The following is a 19862-nucleotide window of genomic DNA, read 5'->3' as shown; positions in this document are numbered from 1 at the left end:
ATCGCTCCTCTGGAGCTTTTTTTATTGGTATTGTTAAGATTCTCTAAATATATTACCCCGCTGGGGCCTTGCTGTTGTTGTTTTTTAGATTTTTTTGTTCAATCAAAGGAGTTGTTATTTTGGGGTATCTCTTTTGTGCTTTTATTCGTAATACAACTGCGAGGCACTTATTTCTTGTTTTTCTTTTCCTTCAAGTTGGATAAAACAATTTAAAGTAGTTCCGCCAATCTGATCAAAATAACTGATGTTGATCTTATGAAAACCTTTTTCAAGCTTTGTAGTTCCGTAGGCTTCGTTGAGCCAATGAATTCCATCGTTGTTGACGATTAGCTCATTGTCGATAAAAAGCTTCGATCCGTCGTCTGAAAGCGTTGAAAATGTATAATTTCCGGTTTCCGGGATATAGAGGTATCCGTCGAATTTTAAGCCAATATAACGCTCTTTTTTCGTTTTCCATTTTTCACTACTCACGGTGCCTTCAAAGATTCCCGAATTCACAGGTTTTGCTAAGTCTAAATCCTGAACCTGCTGGAATAGTGTTCCTGTAAAATACTCATATTTTAACCCCTGCTTGGTAGGCTTTAGTGTTAAGGGCGGTTTTAATTCCGGATTTCGGATTATTATTTTGTTGATAGAACTTCTTCTTCCACCCGGGCTAATCTGAACGGTTTTGATGGTTCTGAATTCCCCTTTTGGAATATTGATCGCTACAGGTTTGGTATAAAGTTCTGCTGTTTCATCCGGGTTATAGCCGTCGATGGTATAAAAAATCTGCCCGTTTTTGATGGTTGGTTTCAGATCCAGGGTATATTTTGAGCTAATCAAAGCCGTTTCGTTTGCGCCAAAAGGGGTTGGGACTTTGTAGAGCCTTTTTTGTGCTTCTAATTTTTCTAAATGATGCGGCATGCGATTCAGCACAAAATTATCGTAATTTTTATTTTGTGGTTCTGTCCAGGCAATCTCTGCCAAAGCAAACATTCGGGGATAAAGCTGGTAGTTTAATTTGGCCGGACTCGTTAAATACTCCGACCACAAATTAGACTGTACGCCCATAATGTATTTTTGTTCATCAATCGTCAGACTGTCTACCGGAGTGGGGTTGTACTGGTACATTTTTTCGACGGTCACTAATCTTCCAACGGTTAAAGGTTCATTAGGAGAATAGGCCTGATTGTAATCGAGATACAAAACCTGCTCCGGATTCATAATGACGAAGTGTTTTTGTTTGGCGGCAGCAATCCCACCCGATTCTCCGCGCCACGACATTACTGCTGCGTTTGGAGTTAGTCCGCCTTCCAGCATTTCGTCCCAGCCCAGAATTTGTCTTCCGTTGGCATTCAGAAATTTTTCGATTCGGGTGGTGAGATACGTTTGTAATTCATGCTCGTTTTTTAAACCTAAGTCTTTGATCTTTTTTTGACAATGCGGACATTCTTTCCATCTTGCTTTTGGACATTCGTCTCCGCCAATGTGGATGTATTTGCTCGGGAATAAGGCCATAACTTCGGTTAGCACGTCTTCAAGAAAAGTAAAAGTTTCTTCTTTTCCGGCACAGAAAATGTCTTCAAATACGCCCCAGTATTCAATAACTTTATAGGAACGATCCGGGAAACAGGATAAATTTGGATAAGCAGTAACAGCTGCTGTGGCATGTCCCGGCATTTCGATTTCCGGAATAATGTTTACATAATGCTCCTCGGCAAATTTTACAACGTCTTTGATTTCTTCCTGAGTATAAAAACCACCGTACGGGTTTCCGTCAAAAAAATAAGGGAATCTTTCAAACTTGTTTCCTACGAGAGTCTGTGCTCTTTTTGAACCTACTTCGGTTAGTTTCGAGTATTTTTTGATTTCGATTCTCCAGCCCTGATCGTCAGTTAAATGCCAGTGGAAATTATTTAATTTATAGCTGGACATCTGAGCGATAAAATCTTTTATGACATCAACAGAAAAAAAGTGACGGCAAACATCTAAATGCAAGCCTCGGTAATCGTATCTTGGTTCGTCTTCGATGGTTACACAAGGGAGTTTTATTTCCTGACTTTTGGGTTTGTTCGGAAGCAGTTGCAGTAAACTCTGAACCGCATAAAACAATCCTTCTTCACTTCCGGTAACGGTTATTTTTTTGGGCGTAATTTCAATTTTGTAAGCTTCCTTTTTTAAAGATTGCGAAGGGTTTTGGGCAATAAATACAACATTGATATTGCTTTTTTTGTTCGGTGTGTTTGCGTTTATGGCAGACTCGAACAGCTGAGCCGTTTTTTGTTCTTTAGTACTAAATTTATTCTTTTCAAACAGCACTTTAATCTGTCCGTTGAAACGAATGCTGTCTCCGGTTGTTTTATAAGAGTTGGGTGCCGGAATGATCGAATTGTTAGTTGTGGAAGTTTGAGCACTTCCAAAGGAATAACAAAATAGTAAAAGAAGAAAAACACTTTTTTGCATGGTTACTTTTTTGAATTTGTTAAACAAATATAAGGTTTGTTGGTTGAGTTGCATTTTTTTTGCAGAAGCGATTTGCTTTTAAAAGTCTTTATAGTAGATGAATTAACTTTTTTATTACATTGTATTATAATTTGTTTCGCAATAATATTGCATTAATTGTTTACATTTGCTTTACTAAAAATGAACTTGCATGAATAATGATAATGAAGTGGTTAATTACACCAAGGAAGAACGTAAAAATCTTATTTTAAAAGAGATTAACCTGCACACCCGTGTAAGTTTTGAAACCCTTTCGGCTAAATTATTTGTTTCAGAAGATACTGTGAGACGAGATATTAATGAACTTGAATCAGAATCTTTATTGATAAAAGTAAAAGGTGGTGCGATGACAAAAGCCTATCACCATTCTTCCTCCAATCAGACTTATGCAGGTGAAGCAAAACAAACCATTGCACAAAAAACCTTAGGTTTACTTCATGACGGAATGGTTTTATTAATTGGTGGTGGAACAACCATCAGAGAATTTATCCGACTGATTCCCGATACTTTAAATCTGACCATTTTTACCGTTACTGTTTTATCAGCGGTGGAACTTCTGGACAAACCCAATGTTAAAATTATCATGATTGGCGGCAGCATTTCATCGTACAGCCAAATGTGTGTGAGCGGCGATGTCTACAATCAGCTGGCTAATATTAAAGTTGATTTATTAATATTAGGAACCAATGCCTTAGATATCGAAGGCGGTTTTTCAGATTCGGACTGGGAAACGGTTCAGGTAAAAAAAGCAATGATTCAGGCTTCTGAAAAAACAGCGATTCTTACCATTTCTGAAAAATTGGATACGGTTCTAAAAATGAAAATTGCCAACTTATCCGAGGTTGATTATGTGGTGACGGAAGTTGATCCTGATCACGAAAAACTACAGGCGTATAAGAAGGCAGTTCCCAGTTTAGTTTTTATTTAATCCCAGTTTTTTACTAAAAAGTTAATCCAGTTCTGATGAAAAATTTTGTTTAAATCTTCATCCGAATACCCATGACTTTTAAAAATCGGAACTAATTTTTGCAAATCGGCAATGGTATTTAAATCGTATGGCGATTGCTCTGTGCCGAAAGCTCCATCAAGATCAGAACCTACACCAATGTGATTGGCATTTCCGGCCAATTGGCAAATATGATCCATGTGTCTGAAAACAGTTTCAAGATTACAGTTCGTTCCCTGTGGGGTCGAAACGCCTCTTTCCCAATCCGGAACCAGCATCCATGCATCTAAAGCTCCTCCGATAACCGCTCCTCTTGAAATCAGGGCTTTGATCATTTCGTCGCTGTACTGACGGTTGTGATTTACAAGACTTCGGCAATTGTTATGACTTGCCCAAACAGGTCCGTTATAGTGATCCAATGCCTGCCAGAACGCATCATCGCATAAATGTGTTGCATCTAAAATAATGTTCAGACGCTCCATTTCTTTTAGCAAATCAATTCCGTTTTGCTGCATTTTTCCGGTGGCATCTGTTCCGTTTGCATATCGTCCCGGGCCGTAATGTGCCGGACCAATCGCTCTTAATCCGTATTGATGTGCTTTTTCTAAATACGAGATGTCGATGATAGAATCGGCACCTTCTAAACTCAAAATATAACCAATGGGTTTTTTGTCATTTGGTGTTCCGTCATTCCATAAATCAATCTGTTGCAGCAATGATTTTTTGTCTGTAATTGGAGTTATTTCTCCGGCTTCTTCCATGGCTTTGTACCAGGCAAGCTGCCCCTGTGTTTGTGCCCAAGCCTGCTCAGGAGAATTCCATCCTGGAATAATGCTGTCGGGTTTTACAAATCGTGCAATTTGAGTGGCAACCACAATTCCGATATTTCCTTTTCGCAAATCAGGGAAAGAAACGGTTGCACGTTCGCGATCCGGTTTGTCTGTCATCCCTTTCTCTAAATGACGTAAAGTGGCAACGTTATTTCTTAGATCTCTGTTCCATTCCATCGCATTCATGCTAAGGTCTAAATGGGCGTCTATTATAAACATAGTATTATTTTTAAGGGGTAAAGGTTTAAAAGGTTCAGAGGTGCAAAGGGACAAAGGTTTTCTACAAGGTCTATAATCTTTCTTCTTTGCTCTATTCTCTTTTTTCTTCGCTCTATTTTCTATTCTTTTTTTCTGCTGCTAGATCGTAATTTTTCTGCTGCGGGCTGTAATGAACCATTGATCGCAAATCTGCTGTTCGCTATTGACCACCTGAACAGAATCGTACAGTGCGCAGGTAGGACAAACATGGTAAGGCTGCGCATAAATCGTATCGCCAATGGCATAGTTGTTTTTCCCCTGGTTTTCGATGATCAGATGTTCTTCTGAATGCGAAACGGGGATTAGGTTTTCATCATTTAAAATCACGAGTCTTTTATCGATGGGATTTTCAGAAGCAACGGCTTTGTATCCAATATCAATACAAAAAGTAGTATCGGTTGGTTTTGAGATTATAGTTCCGACAATTACTAAGGCCGATTCAAAATTTTGCTCCGGTAAATGAATTTGATAATTGGCATCCCAGAAAACAAAGGTTCCGGGGCTGCATTCTACCTTTTTCTGACTGGCATAAAACGGAAAGGTGTTGGACCCGCCCGCAACAATTTTTAGTTCATAGCCCAGTTTTTCCTGAATCGTTCCGATTTCTTCATTGATGCTGAAAAAAATATTGGAGGCTATCGAATTTCGGTGTTCCACATCGCCTTTTAAATGACCGTCGTAAATGTGGATGCCGGCAAAATGAAGGTTTTTTAGTTTGACAATTTCATCAATTAGGGCTCCCCAATCTTTAGAAATAGAAATTCCGGTTCTGTTCATTCCCGTATTCAGGTCGAGATAAACGGTAAGGGTTAAGTTGTTTTTATGCGCAATGGTATCTAGTGCTTTCGCCGATTCAAAATCGTCAACGATAGTGGAAAAAGCGATAGATGGGTATTTTTTAAGTAACGAAATCCATCTTTCTTTTTTGATTCCAACAGGCTGATAGGCGAGCAGTACATCCGGAATTTCGTGCATGGCAGCAAGCTCCGCTTCGGCAATTGTTGCGCATTTTACTTTGTTGATGTTGTAGGTTTTGAATAAATCCAGAATGTCCCCGTTTTTATGTGTCTTGATGTGTGGCCTTAATTTTTGGGTATCACCATTCACAGATTCAATCAAACGCTCGATATTCGACTGGATACGATCTTCGTAAACAGCCAAAAAAGGAGTGTCAATACGGACTTCGGAATTAATTTTCCACCAATTGTTTTGCATGACTTAGTTTTTAGTTTTTTTGACAACTTCAATTAAATTCTGAAAAGCCCGAAGCGATTGCTCATAACTTAAATCCAGCATCATTTCTTTGGTGAATAAGTTAGAGCCAATTCCAACACAAACGACTCCGGATTTGAACCAGGATTTTAAATTGCTTTCTTCTAAGGTTACTCCTCCGGTTGGCATTATTTTTAAATTTGGAAAAGGTGCCCTAATGGCTTTTACATATCCGGGACCACCAATTTTATCGGCAGGAAAAAGTTTTACAATTTCGGCTCCTAATTTATTGGCATGCAAGATTTCGTTTAAGGTTGCAGCTCCGGGAATCCAGTAAATATTGTTTTTAAAACAATAATTTCCAATTTCTAAATCGGTGTGAGGGCAAACAATACAATCTGCTCCGAGCTGATGAAACGTTTCGGCATCTTGAACACTTAAAATAGATCCAACGGCTATTTTAACATCCAGATTATTTGCTTTTTTAAAGGCCATCATTTGGCTAAAAACTTCTTTAGCATCCGTTGCACGAGCAGCAAACTCGATAATTTTTATGCCAGCATCAGCCGCCGATTGCAAGACTATTTGGGCTGTTTCAATATTGATTTGTGTTACTAACGGAAGTACACCTTGCGTTTTTAATATGCTGTACATGTTCTTATTTTATCTGTTAATTCTATTACTTGAGCCGTTTTTAATAAAATGACTTACTTCATCAAGAGTGCTTATGGCAAAATCTCCATGAATACTTTGTTTGATTACACCGCAGGCAGTTGCCCATTCGATGCATTCCTGACCGGATAATTTATGGGTCAATCCGTACAATAACCCTGCGTTGAAGGCGTCTCCGGAACCAATTTGGTCTGTTACGACGTGTATTTTGTGTTCGGGTGTCTGATAAAAGTTGCCTTCGTGAATCAGTAATCCTTTGTATAAATGCGCCGGTCCGTCTGACTTCCTGAAACTCATTGCCAGTGTTTTTAGGAATGGCATTTTTGCTTTTAACAATTCGAATGTTTTTTGAAAACGATCGGCATCAGCTTCTTTTGGGTCTGTTTTTATTCCGAAATAAATTTCAATCGCATCTAAATCAGCAACGGTAATGGTGCTGTATTGCAGCAAATCGGGCATGATCTCAGACGGATGTTTTCCGTATTGCCATAATTTAGAGCGGTAGTTAAAATCGGAAGAAATTGGAAGCCCTTTTTGATGCGCAGCCAAAATAGCTTCTTTACAAACCTGAGCTGCTTCCTCCGAAACTCCCGGACTTATTCCGGACCAGTGAAAATGGTTTACATCGGCTAAAGCCAGCTCCCAGTTAATCTGATCTTTTTGGATGGTAGAAAAAGACGAATTGCTTCGGTCGTAAATTACCTGTGATTGCCTGATTTGATTGCCGGCTTCGACAAAATACAATCCCAAACGTTCGCCGCCGTAAACACATTTCGAGGTGTTTACTTTGTATTTGTGAAGTTCATTCAGGGCCAGTTGTGCTAAGTCGTTTTGAGGTAATCGGGTAATGTAGTCGGTAGGTATGCCGAGTTGGGAAAGTAAAACACAAACATTTGCTTCGGCACCGCCAACGTAAATTTTTATTTCATTGGCCTGCGTAAATCGGTTTCCGTCTGCAACATTCATTCGGAGTAATAATTCTCCAAAGGTTGCAATTCTGGTTTGTGAGGTATTTGTATTCATTTTTAATGTTTTTTTGCCACAGCTTATATGGATTTCAAGGATTCATTAAAGTTACGGTTAAATTTTTTCAGCCGGGAATTCACGAATTTTTAATTTATTCCTGTAGAGATGAAATTAGTGAATTAGTGAATTCGTGGCGAAAAAAAATCATTTTAATCGGCTAAATCTGTGGCATAACTTTTTTAATATAATTCGAAAACGGCTTCTACTTCAACAGGGATATTGTCCGGTAAAGATCCCATACCTACAGCACTTCTTACTCCGATTCCGTTTTCCTGTCCCCAGACTTCGGCAAATAATTCACTACAGCCGTTTATTACATAGGGATGTCTCAGGAAATCGCCATTGCAATTCACCATTCCGAGTACTTTTATCACTTTTTTTACTTTGTTCAGACTTCCAAAATTGGTTACAATTGTAGAAAGCATTGTTAATCCGACTTGTCTTGCTGCTAATTTTCCTTCTTCGATGTCCATGTCATCGCCAATTCGGCCAATGATCAGGGATTTATCGTCTCTAACAGGCCCGTGACCTGAAAGGTATAAATATTTACCATCAACCAAATAGGGTTTGTAAATACCCAAAGGCTGAGGCGCCGGTGGAAGAGACAAACCAAGTGTTTCAAATTTTTCTTGTGGTAATAAATTCATGATATTAATGTATTATAGAGTTTAAAATAAAAACGAAAATGATTCCTAAAACAGATACTAAGGATTCCATAACGGTCCATGATTTAAAAGTATCTTTCAGGCTGATGTTAAAATATTCTTTGAACATCCAGAAGCTTGGGTCGTTTACGTGTGAGCACATTAAACTTCCTGCTCCAACAGACAGAACCAATAAGTTGGGATCAAGTCCGGTTGATTGTAATAACGGGAGTAAAACACTGGCGGTCATTAGTCCTGCCGCTGTCGCCGAGCCTACACAAACGCGAATAATCGCCGCCATCATCCAGGCCAATAAATAAGGATGAATGTTTATTTGTGTTAAAGCTGCAACGATGGTTTCGTTTACGCCGCTTACAATCATTACTTCTTTCAGACCGCCGGCTCCTCCAACAATCAGAACAATTAAGGCAACGTCTTTTATGGCAATGGCGTAGTCGTCCATTACCGAACTGATGCTTCGGTTCATTCGGATCCCTAAGGTATAGGTACAGATCAATAAAGAAATCAGCATGATTATACTGGGTTCTCCAATTGTTTTGCAGATATCCGCTAAGGTTTCATTTTTAGAAATCATAGGCAATATCGAAGTCAGTGTTAAAGCAAAAACCGGAAATAAAGCGGAGAACAGACTAAGGGAAAAGCTGGGAAGTTTGCCTTCGTTTGCGATTTCTTCGACATTTAAAATCTCGTGATCTGATTCGGTTTTGATGTTTTTGAGTAAATTCGAAAACAACAAACCTGCAATAAAAATGGTTGGAATCGCAATGATAATTCCGTAGACTAAAACGAGTCCGATATCGGCATTAAAAATGCTGCTTAAAGCCATTGGAGACGGATGTGGGGGTAAGAAACCGTGTGCTACTGAAAGCGACGCCAGCATTGGAATACCGAGATATACTTTTGACAGTTTAAATTGGTGGGCTACTGAGAAGATTAAGGGTACTAACAAAACAAAACCAACACTATAAAATAGAGGTATCCCAACAATAAATCCGGTAATCATTAAGCCAAGGCGAACGTATTTTTTACCCGTCCATCCCATAACAGTTTTGGCAATGACATTGGCAGCGCCTGATGAAACGGTAAGTTTACCAATACAGGTTCCGAAAACAATAATCAGCGTAATAGATCCTAACATTTCGCCCAGTCCTTTTTGTACCGTTTGTGACAAAGTGTTTATCGGCAGGCCTAAAAAAAGGCCCGCTAATAAAGCTGTAATGATAAAGGCAATAAACGGATTGATTTTAAGCCAGGCGATCTGGATGATTAAAAACGCAATGCATGCCGTAAGAATTAAAATGCTCATTTATCTATTTGTATTATTAACTCCGTTGCGAGTAATTCGTATACATTTTATCAAACACATAGTGACTAGTGTTACTGCAAGTGGAACTCCTTTTCAGGATTGCAGGAGCTATGCCTCTATGTGTTTAAATGAATTGTATCAACGGTTATTGTTTTTATTTATCCCACCAGATTCTTGTTGTAAAAGCATCAGCACCCTGACGTTTTATCGCTTCAGCTAAGTTACTTGAATTCACTGAATATTCGCTTACAGGGTATTTGATACGTCTTGGAATGGTTCCGTTTGTAACATTTCCAGGGAAGTTTATCGGGACTAATGCAGGGTATCCGGTTCTTCTCCAGTTGGCATAAATTTCCTGTTCGTCTACAAACAGCGCTATCCAGATCTGGCTGTGTATTTGACTCATTTTTTGATCAAAAGTTCCCGCCACATTATAAGGGTTCAACGTTAGGTAAGGAGTTGCATCGGTAATGGCATAGGCGGCACCGTAAATTCCCATGTTCAGGAAAGATGCTTTTACCGCTTTCTCGTATAAATCTTTATCGGTTTCAGCGGTGTACCATCCTCTTATGGCTGCTTCGGCCAGGTAAAGGTTGGTCTCGGCATTACTCAGGATTATCATCGGAGCGTCATATCTGAATACGGTACTTTGGTTAGGCTCAGAGTAAGTACCTTGTTCTGCCGGAGACGGAGCCGTTTTGGTTCCGTTAGGAAAACCTTTTTGTACAGCAGGATCAGAATTTTGTACGGTCCCCTGCCAAACTCCTGAATAAACACTAAGTCTTGGATCGGCTGTAGTTTTTAGTACATCGATAAAAGTTTTGGCTAGTTTTCCGCCTTCTGTATTTTTTTGTCCAAAGGAATCTTTCGCAAAGTCAAGACTTCTGGAGTCAATACCGGCAGGATTTCTGTTGAAATCATTTGGGCCATCCGTGTATTTAATAAGCGCATTGTCAGTTCCGTTTACGATTACTCCACCAGTAATGGCTTTTGTTACCCAGGTTTTAGATAAGGCAGGATCAACTTTTGAAAGTCGTAAACCCAGACGAAGCATTAAAGAGTAAGAGAATTTTTTCCATTTGGCGATATTACCTTCATAGATAAAATCGGCTTTGCCAAAACTTGCCTTAGCAGGGTCTAATGCTGCTGCTGCTTCATCCAGTTCTTTTAATAAATCTTTATATATCAATTCCTGACTGTCGTATTTTGGAAGAAAATGTTCGTTAGTGTAGGCTTTTGCTGCCTCGGTATACGGAACATCTCCATATAAATCGGTCATACGGTGGTAGATGTACGCTTTCCAGATTCTTGCGATGTTGAGTTTGTTGCTCTCCACCGGATTGTCCTTTAAAGTGTTAATTACCGTTTGAATTTCATTGACCGCGGTTGGATAACCTCTGTTGAAGTAAGCCGAATAGTAAGATTCGTTGTTTAAGTATTTGTCTCCAACACCCGATGCTTCTTTATAGGTCGCATAATGTTGCATCATACCTCCGCATTGCAGCACATTTGTAAAAAAGTAGTTGTTGCTTACACCGTCAAGCTGTGACTGACTAAAAATAAAGTTAGCGTTGGGTACTTCGACAGAATTGGGGTTGGTGTTGATTTCTTCAAAATCTTTGGTGCAGGCGGTCATACTTCCTAAAAGTATCCCTGCCATATATAAAATGCTTCTCTTTTTCATGATTTTGTTCTTTAAAATTTAACGTTTAAACTTAGTCCGAAACTTCTTGTTCTAGGTACTCCAAATTGTTCTATACCCTGTGCGTTTCCGGCACTAAATACAGATTCAGGATCTACGTTAGGTGTTTTCTTGTAAAGGATAAACAGGTTTCTTGCGATAAAAGAAACAGAGGCTCCCTGAAGTTTGGATAAAAATCCAAATTTTTCAATTGGCAGCTGATAACCAATAATTACCTGTCTTAATTTTACAAAACTGGCATCGTAAACGAAATAAGAAGAGATGTTTCTTAAACCATCGTAGTACGTTCTTAAGTTTTCAGGTGCGATTGTCATATTTACAGGATTTCCTTTAGTGTCAACACCTGAGATTGGCAATCCGTTTTCACGACCTTCCAGCGTAAGTTTGGTTAGTCCCATACGAGTTCCGTATAAGTCTGTTCCGGAGTATAAATCTCCACCGAATTTTCCGTCAATTAAAAAGCTGAAGGATACTGATTTGTATTTGAATTCATTGCTGATACCAGCTGACCACGGATGAACACCCTGACCCAATTCTTCAAGCGGACCCTGTGCTACAGTTGCAGCGTTACTGCTGCTTACATTATATACCGTATTTCCATTGGCGTCTTTAAGTGGTTTGTAACCTTTGATGATACTGTACGGACGGTTTACATCGCTATTGATGGTCACATATCCGTTTACAGAAGTTGCCATCGTAAGGGAGTTCAATTGGCCTGTAAGCGATTCAACTGTGTTTTTGTTATAGGATCCGTTGATGCTGGCTTCCCATGAGAATTTATCGTTGTTAATGATTTTTCCGCTCACTAAAAGTTCCACTCCGGTATTTTTCATTTTTCCAAGGTTCAGTAAAGCTGTTCTTGCTCCCGATGCATTAGAGATAGTCGTTTCTACAATGTCATTTGTAGTTTCACGGTTGTACCATGCAAAATCAAGATTTAAGCGATTGTTAAAAAAGCCCATGTCTGTTCCGATCTCTACAGTTGTTGAAGTTAACGGACTTAAAGTAGAATTTGGAACTCTTGAACCTGTTGTACTTTGTAGTTGCTGACCTAGATGTCCGCCCTGAATCATAGAATAAGATTGGTTTAAGGCATACGGGTCCGGAGTAGCTCCTCCAACTTGTGCCCAGGAAGCTCTTACTTTGCTGAATGAAATCCATTGCGGCATTGTAACAATATCAGATAGGATAACACTTGTACCTACTGATGGATAAAAGATCGTGTTGTTTTCTTTTGAAAGGGTCGAGAACCAATCCTGACGTCCTGTGAAGTTTAAGAAAACAATGTTTTTATAATCTAAATCTGCGGCAGCGTATACCGAGTTTGTTTTTGTTTTTCCGTAAGGATAGCTGTAGGTTATAGTGGCTAAGTTGGTTAAAGAGTAGAAGTCGTCTAATATAAAATTAGATCCGTCTATTCTAACTTCGTCTCTTATATTGGTACGGGAATTGACTCCAAGTAAAGCGTTTAAAGAGAAATCTTTGTAAATGTTTTTCTTGGTGTAGTTCAGAATGGCTTCAGAATTTAGGTTCGATAATTTTACTTTAGAACCCTGTCCGTTTCCAACAGGATTGTTTAAAGTCGTTTTAGGAATGTATCCGTAAAAATCATAATTGGTGTAATCTTGTCCGATTCTTCCCTGAAGGAATAATTCAGGAGTAAAATTTACTTTTACATTCAGCATTCCGATAAAACGGTTTTTGGTGTCGTTGTTTTTAATCTTGTTAACGGCAAAATATGGATTGGTGGCTACTGCAACAGGATTCCATGGAATTTCAACACCATTTGCATTATAACCCGGAGCAAGATTTCGGATGTCGACCGTATTGGAGATCATATAAGTTGCCCAGTTTGGATTGGCTTCAGCATCAGAAACTGTTGTTCTGTTCTCTGTTTTGTCGATATTGTATTGTGCGACAACGTCAAATTTTAACCAGTCAGTTAAGTTAACATTACCGGCAATGTTGACACTTTTTCGGTTGAAAGAGGAATTAGGTACAATACCCTGATTATCCATATTCATGAACGATAGACGTCCGGCTGCTTTGTCGCTTCCTCCTGATAAAGCAAGAGAGTTGATAAAAGTAGTTCCGGTTTGGTAGAAGTTTTTAATGTTGTCTTTTTGAGGAGAGTAAGGTCTTTTTACTCCGTCAAATTGAACCACGTCTGTTCCGTCCATTTTGGCTCCCCATGACCAGCGTCCAAATTCTATTGCTTCCGCTTGTGTGGTAGGTTTTTTACCCAAAGCTCCTGCGCCATACTCATATTGCCAGTCCGGTTTAATAGCCGGAGTTTCAAAAGTAAAAGAAGTGTTGTATTCTGCACCAATTCCTTTTTGAGCAGATCCTCTTTTAGTTTGAATTAAGATCACACCATTTGCTGCATTTGCACCGTATAGTGCGGCAGCGGTTCCTCCTTTTAATACGGTGATGCTTTTGATGTCGTCAGGATTGATAACAGAAGTTCCATCACCTCGGTCTACGTTAATTCTTGGTGATCCCGGTGCATTTCCGGTACCCGGTAAATTCAGTTGTGTATTGTCGATTGGAAGGTCGTTTACCACATACATAGGCTGATTGTTTCCGTTTAAGGAACCATTTCCACGAATGACTACTCTGGTAGATCCGGTTGGCCCTGTTGCAGTACCGCTCACGTTTACACCGGCAATTTTTCCTGCCAGGGCATTGGTGATATTCGTTTCTTTGGCTTTTGTAAATTCAGTTCCTTTAAGTTCGGTTACCGCATAGGAAATTGCTTTTGTGCTTTTTTTAACTCCCAGTGCAGTTACTAAAACCTGATCCAATACATTTTCAGCAGGTTTCATGCTTATGATTAAATCTTTAACCTGATCCAGTTTGTATTCTAATGTAGCGTAACCCATATAAGAAACAACAATGTGAGTTTCGTTTTCCGGAACATTTAGTTTGAATTTTCCGGTTTCATCTGTTATCGTTGCTATTTTGTTATTGCCTTTAGCATAAATTGTTGCTCCGGCAATTGGCATTCCATCATCCTGACCAATGATTTGGCCTGAAATTTCAATCTGACTGCTTTTTTGTTCAAAAAGATGCGTTTTAATTGCAGCTTCTTTTGCATTTGCTGAGAAGATTACTCCCCCAATAAATACTAATGAAATTAGCTTTGTTTTCATAATACTTTGGTTTTCATGTTTTATTTTGGTTTTATTGGCGATCAAATATATATATTATTTTCATTCGTTTGCATTTTTTTTGCACAAAGTGCATTTTTTTTGCAATATTTTTTTCTAAAGTATTTTTATAATCCAAAAGAAATGAGGTTTCTAAAGGTGTTTTGAGAAATTTTTGCAGAATAAGCTTTTCCGGAAGGAACGGGTTTTAATCTTAAAATTCGTATTTTTAGAATAAGCCGCTTGGGGAATTCAGTTCGTTTTGGATCGCGAAAGCCTAAAAAAATACCATCCATAATTCAATATGAATTACGAATGGTATTATGGTCAACATGAAAGGATTTGTGTTTGATGCAATTTAGCAGTTTAATCTACATCCCACCAAACTTTAGCAAGCCAGCTGTTATTGTTGTATTTGGCACCTGCCGCTAAATAATTCTCTTTGTTACTTGTGGATTCTTCAGGAGGGTAAGGCATTCTGGTAGGCATAACTCCGTTTGTGGTTGATCCTACATTTGTTATTTTGACCAAAACCGGAAAGTTTGTTCGCCTGTGATTGCTGTAAGCTTCCATTCCGTTTAAAAATAAAGTAAGCCATTGTTGTGTGGCAATTTCCTCCAGCTCTTTTCCGGGAGTCAGGTTTTTTGTCGCTAAGAAGGCGGTAATGGCATTGTTGTCGATAATGGAAGCGTCTTTAAAAATAACCCATTGTCTGATTCCGGCTTCAATTCCTTTTTTGTAAAGATTTTTGGTGTCGCCTGTATAGAGATTTCTAAAAGAAGCTTCTGCCAAAAGCAGTTGTGTTTCTGAATAAGTAAGATGCAGGTATGGAGCACTGTTCTCGTATAAATAGGGCTGCAATCTTGAAATATTACCGCCTCCGCCTGGGAAATTGTAGCCGTACATGTTCGGATTAATAGCCACATAATTACCGTTAGGAGCAGGTAAGAACCATATTTTTTTTCTCGGATCGTCTCCCAATGCATCAAATAGGGTGGTAGTAGGACGGTCTGTTAGTTCGTTGCCTTTTAAGGCATGAGACAGTCCGTTACCGTTGTTCACCGCTCCGACTGTTTCCGGAAGAGTGGCGTCGTGTTTCATATAACAATTGTCATCGTTGCTTGTGAAGATACCATTTGCAACTGCTTTTTGAATTTGCTCTTTGGCGAGGGCAGGATCTACTTTTGAAATTCGCATCGCGCAGCGCAGTCTTAAGGAGCTGATCATTTTTTTCCATTTAGAGACATCCCCTGCATAAAATATATCTCCTTTTATGGGATCGGTTCCGGATTGTATTTGATTATAAGCCTCATCCAAAACTTTAAAAAAGTCAGTGTAAATATCTTTTTGACTGTCGTATTTCGGATAGAAGATATTTTGGTAGTACCCCAAACCGGCTTCTGAGTAAGGAACGTCTCCGTATAAATCTGTCAGACGTTGAAAAGCCATAACTTTCAATGTTTTTGCGACTGCATTTAGGTTGGTGAACTCTGCTTTCCCATTGGTTCTTTCATTGAGGTCTATAACGTTGCGTATCAGTCCGCCGCCATAATTTGCATTCCAAAGCGCTCCCTGGTATTCGGTGCTGCTTGCGTAAAAAGAACCAAAAGTTGCTGTTGCCCAGGCAGCCCCAAGATGCTGAATGAATCCTTCTCCGTAAATAAGATTGGCTCTCCATTGTTCGAAGATTGCACCTGAGAAGGAAGCTTCAACACCGGTTAATTGTGCTGAAGGAGCTATGGTTACGAATGATTCAGGATTGGTATTGGTTTCCCTGAAAAGTTCGTCGTCGGCACAATTAGTTGTGCTAAGGAGTACTATGGCACCGAGCGTATATTTTGTTAATTGTACTATATATTTTTTCATTTGAATCAAATTTGAGGGTTAGAAGGATAATTGTAGATTAAAACCATAAGATCTTCGATAAGGCAAAGAACCGTATTCAAAGCCTTGTCCATTTCCGTTAGTGTAAGTAGATTCCGGATCGATGTTTGGAACTTTAGAATAGATATTCCACAGGTTTCTACCAATTACCGAAAATTTAAATCGGTCAAGTCCGGTTCCTTTTAACCACTTTTTAGGAAAATCGTAACCTATAGAGGCTTCTCTAAGTTTAACGTAAGAAGCATCGTAAACAAAAGGTTCCGGTGTAGTATTATCTCCATACAGACTTCTCCAATACGTTTGAGGGTTAACATAACGTGTGTTGTTCTGGTATCCGGTTACATTACCGCTACCGTCTTTGATTTCAGTTACACCTTCTACAATAAGTCCGGCGGTTGGGGTTAATTGCCCTATTTCATTTAGCGTTTTTCCAGCTGCAAGTTGTGCGGCAACCCAGGCATTATATCCATCTCTGCCTTCAATAGTTTCGTCTGATAGTCCATTGTAGGCTGCATAAGCATTGGTCATAGAGTATACTTTGCCTCCAAATTTCATGTCGAAATTGGCTCTAAGACTAATTCCTTTATAAGAAAACTCATTGGTAACGCCTCCAATCCAGTCTGGGGCGGTTTTTCCTAAGCTTTCATAGCCATCGGTTAACAGTGGAAGCCCGTTTGCTCCTATGATTACTTGGCCATCAGGCGATCTTTGGAATTTTCTTCCGTAGATTTCCGTAGAACTTTCTCCTACTTTGGCCACAATTTGTGCTCCGGCCCATCGTGCATTCGAGATCACTTGAAGGTCGGTTTTGTCGGTTAATTCCAGTAGTTTGTTTTCGTTTTTTGCAAAGTTTAAGGTAATGTCCCAATTGAATCCTTCCGGGTTTCTGAAAATTCCGGCGGTTATTAAGGCTTCGAAACCTTGGTTTTCAACGGTACCCGCATTGGCATTGGCGCCAACAAAACCTGAAGTTTGTGAAGTATTTAATACAATTAACTGGTTTTTTGTTTTGGTATAATAATAAGATAAATCAAGTTGTAAACGGTTTTTGAAAAAACCTAAGTCAACTCCCGCTTCGTAGCTTGTCGTGAATTCTGGCTTTAAGGTGTTGTTTGGAATGATACTGTTGGCTACTGAACCTATGGGGTTTCCTAAAAGCGGTTTCGTTTGTATGTTGTAATTAAGTGCTGTGCTGTATGGTGTTTCCAGTGCTTTTGCGGTTCCTGCCCAGGAAGCTCTGATTTTTCCAAAAGTTAAAACATCACTTTTAATATCGAAACCATCCGTAAAGATAAAGCTGGAAGATACCGAAGGATAAAAGTAAGAGTAATTATTGTTGTTAGAGGAGCTCACGGCCGAGGCTAAGGTTGAATTCCAGTCGTTACGCCCGGTGAAATCTAAAAACAAATAATTTTTGTAGTTGGTTCTTAAATACGAGTATACAGAGCGTACCAGAATTTCGTCGTTTGTTTTCGGATTTAGAATGCTGGACTGGAAGTTGGCTTGTTTGTTGATTCCGTTGGTAATCATGTCTGTAAGCGCAACTCCGGAAACGATTCTTTGAGAATTTCTTTGATTGGCTCCAACACCAAAGGTTACGTTAAAATCGCCAAACGATTTTTGAGCGTTCAATAAGGCTTCTGTATTGTATTCCTGAAAGGTAGTGTTGCTGTTTATTAAAGATCCGTTTTGTCTGGATAACCAGGTGCTTCCGGCGTTGACAAAATCGGAACTTTCAAATGTAAAGCGGTCGATTCCGGCTCTTGCGGTAGCGCTTAACCAGCTGGTAAGGGCATAGGTGGCACTGAAATTACCCAGTATTCTGTTCTTTTTGGTTTCATTTTTATTTTCGTTTATAACAAAATAAGGATTTAACCTGTTGGCGTCTGCGTTCCATGGGTAATATACGCCATTTGGATCTTCATAATTTTTTAACCAGGCCTGATCAATGTTTGGGGCTATGGCGGCTACAGATAATCCGAGATTTCCGGCATCGTCTGATAAAGAAGGTCTGTTGTCGGTGTTTTCTGTAACATAGCTAAATTTAGCATCTAGTGTTAGCTTTTGTATTTGAGAGTTAACCCCTAATGTGAAAGTGTTTCTTTTCAGGCCGCTTTTAGGAACGATGTCAGTAGCATCAAGATTAGAGTAATTTAATCTAAAGCTGGTGTTGTCCCCTCCTCCTGATAAACTAAAGCTGTTGTTTACGCTTACTCCGGTTCTGAAAAAATCTTTAATGTTGTCTTTTACATTTTCATAAGGTTTGTAAGAGCCGTCAAAAATTCTTGTTGTAGTGTTGCCGGCCGACCCGAATTTTGGTCCCCAAGCACTGGTAGTGGCATTTTTTCCATTCGCAATGTCATTTGGATTTGGAAGTACTCCGTTGGATCCTGTGCCATATTCTCTTTGGAAATCTTTATACGTTGTATTGATTTGGTCAAAGGTAGTTGTGCCGTTATATTCGGCTTTTAAAGAGCTTCTTTTTCCCTTTTTGGTGGTAATAACGATAACTCCATTGGCGCCACGTTCGCCGTAAAGCGCACTTGCGGCTCCTCCTTTTAGTACCGAAATGTTTTCGATATCATCCATATTTAAACTCGATAACCCGTCTCCATTGTCGGCCCCTTCTGAATATCGTCCCGATTTAGAATCGGTTATTGCGGCCAGTCCGGTATTTCCTAAAGTAACACCGTCAACCACAAATAAAGGCTGGTTGTCACCGCTAATCGATCGGTTTCCTCTGATCACAATACGGGAACTACCCCCAAAACCTCCTGTGGTTTGAGAAATGTTAACCCCTGCTACTTTTCCGTATAAAGATTGAGCGACACTTAAGGTAGGGTTGTCGGCCAAATCTTTTCCTTTTACGTCCTGAAAGGAATAACCCAGTTCTTTTCTTTCTCTTTTTATGCCTAATGCGGTAACGACAACTCCCGAAAGTGCTGTAGCAGCAGCTTCTTTTAATTTTACAGTAACAGTGTTGGAGTCGCCTATAAGAATATTTTGTGTTTCTAGTCCTAAGAACGAAATGGCTAAGGTTTTTCCTTTTTCTACATCAATAGTGAATTTACCGTCAAAATCGGTAGTGGTGCCTTTTCTTTCGTCTTTTATGGTTACCGATGCTCCGGGTATCGATATGCCGTTAGTGTCGGTAACTGTTCCTTTGATTGTTTTTACTTGCGCCAGTGTGACCTGCAGCGTAAAAAAGAACATAAATAATAAAATAGTTTGTTTCATTCTTTTGTGGTTTTTAGTTAGTTGAGGGTTAATGATTGGTTGTTTTTTATTGCTTTCACCGAAAAGTGAAAAGTGAAGGAGCTTTAATTCGTTTCCTGACGACGAATTATTGCAAACGGAAATGTGGTACTTTTACTAGTGGTTTAGTTTTGATTGTAATTTTAGTACTACACTTAAAAAAATGGCGGATAGGTTTATGGTATTTTAGTTTTTTGCTTTTTTATTGCATTGCAGTTGTTGAGTTTTGTCAGAAATAGTGGTGGCGGTGCGCCCTTTGAAATTGGGAGTTTTTTCATAATTAAGTGTTTTTTAGGATGTTGTGTTTTTTAATCAGCGGTCAAATATATATAAATTATATTCATTGATAGCAATATTTTTGCATAATTTGTGCAATATTTTCGCATAATTTTTTCAGATAATGTTTTTTTATTCTGAAAAATCCGATATTTACTGGGTTTGCGGCTCTTTGGCCTGAATTTTTTGAAACCTAA

At 39.2% G+C, this 19862-nt stretch carries 12 protein-coding genes; 1 reads left to right on the top strand and 11 read right to left on the bottom strand.

All coding sequences use genetic code 11. The annotated features are described in order from the left end of the window. Positions 1-141: 141 nt before the first annotated feature. Positions 142-2445, bottom strand: a complete 2304-nt coding sequence (locus tag ACN1CN_RS04370; protein ID WP_419134789.1) for a family 20 glycosylhydrolase — start codon at positions 2443-2445, stop codon at positions 142-144. 190 nt (positions 2446-2635) lie between these two features. Between ACN1CN_RS04370 and ACN1CN_RS04365 the strand changes: the two genes are divergently transcribed. Then, on the top strand, positions 2636-3412 hold the full coding sequence (locus tag ACN1CN_RS04365; RefSeq protein WP_264525560.1) for a DeoR/GlpR family DNA-binding transcription regulator: 777 nt from the start codon (positions 2636-2638) through the stop codon (positions 3410-3412). Here ACN1CN_RS04365 and ACN1CN_RS04360 read toward each other — a convergent pair. From ACN1CN_RS04360 to ACN1CN_RS04315, 10 genes are all read right to left on the bottom strand, one after another. Next, positions 3409-4479, bottom strand: a complete 1071-nt coding sequence (locus ACN1CN_RS04360) for a dipeptidase (protein ID WP_419134788.1) — start codon at positions 4477-4479, stop codon at positions 3409-3411. The genes ACN1CN_RS04365 and ACN1CN_RS04360 overlap by 4 nt on opposite strands. A 138-nt stretch (positions 4480-4617) precedes the next feature. After that, entirely contained in the window at positions 4618-5733 is a 1116-nt protein-coding gene (locus tag ACN1CN_RS04355) for a D-TA family PLP-dependent enzyme (protein ID WP_419134787.1), read from the bottom strand. Positions 5734-5736: 3 nt separating this feature from the next. Then, positions 5737-6384 carry a bifunctional 4-hydroxy-2-oxoglutarate aldolase/2-dehydro-3-deoxy-phosphogluconate aldolase gene (locus tag ACN1CN_RS04350; RefSeq protein WP_419134786.1) on the bottom strand — a complete coding sequence of 216 codons (648 nt, stop codon included), beginning with the start codon at positions 6382-6384 and terminating at the stop codon, positions 5737-5739. A gap of 9 nt (positions 6385-6393) precedes the next feature. Further along, the gene (locus ACN1CN_RS04345) at positions 6394-7425 is read right to left on the bottom strand and encodes a sugar kinase (RefSeq protein ID WP_264525556.1); all 1032 of its coding nucleotides are present in this window, start codon (positions 7423-7425) and stop codon (positions 6394-6396) included. 182 nt (positions 7426-7607) lie between these two features. Continuing rightward, positions 7608-8075 carry a RidA family protein gene (locus tag ACN1CN_RS04340; RefSeq protein WP_173966313.1) on the bottom strand — a complete coding sequence of 156 codons (468 nt, stop codon included), beginning with the start codon at positions 8073-8075 and terminating at the stop codon, positions 7608-7610. Positions 8076-8079: 4 nt separating this feature from the next. Next, on the bottom strand, positions 8080-9399 hold the full coding sequence (locus tag ACN1CN_RS04335; protein ID WP_264525555.1) for a GntP family permease: 1320 nt from the start codon (positions 9397-9399) through the stop codon (positions 8080-8082). Positions 9400-9553: 154 nt separating this feature from the next. Then, positions 9554-11083, bottom strand: a complete 1530-nt coding sequence (locus tag ACN1CN_RS04330; protein ID WP_419134785.1) for a SusD/RagB family nutrient-binding outer membrane lipoprotein — start codon at positions 11081-11083, stop codon at positions 9554-9556. A gap of 11 nt (positions 11084-11094) precedes the next feature. After that, entirely contained in the window at positions 11095-14253 is a 3159-nt protein-coding gene (locus ACN1CN_RS04325) for a SusC/RagA family TonB-linked outer membrane protein (protein ID WP_419134784.1), read from the bottom strand. Between the two features lie 363 nt (positions 14254-14616). Further along, positions 14617-16116, bottom strand: a complete 1500-nt coding sequence (locus ACN1CN_RS04320; protein ID WP_419134783.1) for a SusD/RagB family nutrient-binding outer membrane lipoprotein — start codon at positions 16114-16116, stop codon at positions 14617-14619. Between the two features lie 18 nt (positions 16117-16134). Continuing rightward, positions 16135-19371 carry a SusC/RagA family TonB-linked outer membrane protein gene (locus tag ACN1CN_RS04315; RefSeq protein WP_419134782.1) on the bottom strand — a complete coding sequence of 1079 codons (3237 nt, stop codon included), beginning with the start codon at positions 19369-19371 and terminating at the stop codon, positions 16135-16137. Between the last annotated feature and the right edge of the window lie 491 nt (positions 19372-19862).

Source organism: Flavobacterium sp. T12S277 (assembly GCF_048514875.1).
In the GTDB taxonomy this organism is placed as follows: domain Bacteria; phylum Bacteroidota; class Bacteroidia; order Flavobacteriales; family Flavobacteriaceae; genus Flavobacterium.
Note: the sequence above shows the minus strand (reverse complement) of the source record. Positions and strands in the feature narration are given on the sequence as shown.

Excerpts from the sequence above, each read along its gene's own strand:
- ACN1CN_RS04370 (WP_419134789.1), bottom strand. The coding sequence starts at position 2,445 with ATGCAAAAAAGTGTTTTTCTTCTTTTACTATTTTGTTATTCCTTTGGA.
- ACN1CN_RS04365 (WP_264525560.1), top strand. The coding sequence starts at position 2,636 with ATGAATAATGATAATGAAGTGGTTAATTACACCAAGGAAGAACGTAAA.
- ACN1CN_RS04360 (WP_419134788.1), bottom strand. The coding sequence starts at position 4,479 with ATGTTTATAATAGACGCCCATTTAGACCTTAGCATGAATGCGATGGAA.
- ACN1CN_RS04355 (WP_419134787.1), bottom strand. The coding sequence starts at position 5,733 with ATGCAAAACAATTGGTGGAAAATTAATTCCGAAGTCCGTATTGACACT.
- ACN1CN_RS04350 (WP_419134786.1), bottom strand. The coding sequence starts at position 6,384 with ATGTACAGCATATTAAAAACGCAAGGTGTACTTCCGTTAGTAACACAA.
- ACN1CN_RS04345 (WP_264525556.1), bottom strand. The coding sequence starts at position 7,425 with ATGAATACAAATACCTCACAAACCAGAATTGCAACCTTTGGAGAATTA.
- ACN1CN_RS04340 (WP_173966313.1), bottom strand. The coding sequence starts at position 8,075 with ATGAATTTATTACCACAAGAAAAATTTGAAACACTTGGTTTGTCTCTT.
- ACN1CN_RS04335 (WP_264525555.1), bottom strand. The coding sequence starts at position 9,399 with ATGAGCATTTTAATTCTTACGGCATGCATTGCGTTTTTAATCATCCAG.
- ACN1CN_RS04330 (WP_419134785.1), bottom strand. The coding sequence starts at position 11,083 with ATGAAAAAGAGAAGCATTTTATATATGGCAGGGATACTTTTAGGAAGT.
- ACN1CN_RS04325 (WP_419134784.1), bottom strand. The coding sequence starts at position 14,253 with ATGAAAACAAAGCTAATTTCATTAGTATTTATTGGGGGAGTAATCTTC.
- ACN1CN_RS04320 (WP_419134783.1), bottom strand. The coding sequence starts at position 16,116 with ATGAAAAAATATATAGTACAATTAACAAAATATACGCTCGGTGCCATA.
- ACN1CN_RS04315 (WP_419134782.1), bottom strand. The coding sequence starts at position 19,371 with ATGAAACAAACTATTTTATTATTTATGTTCTTTTTTACGCTGCAGGTC.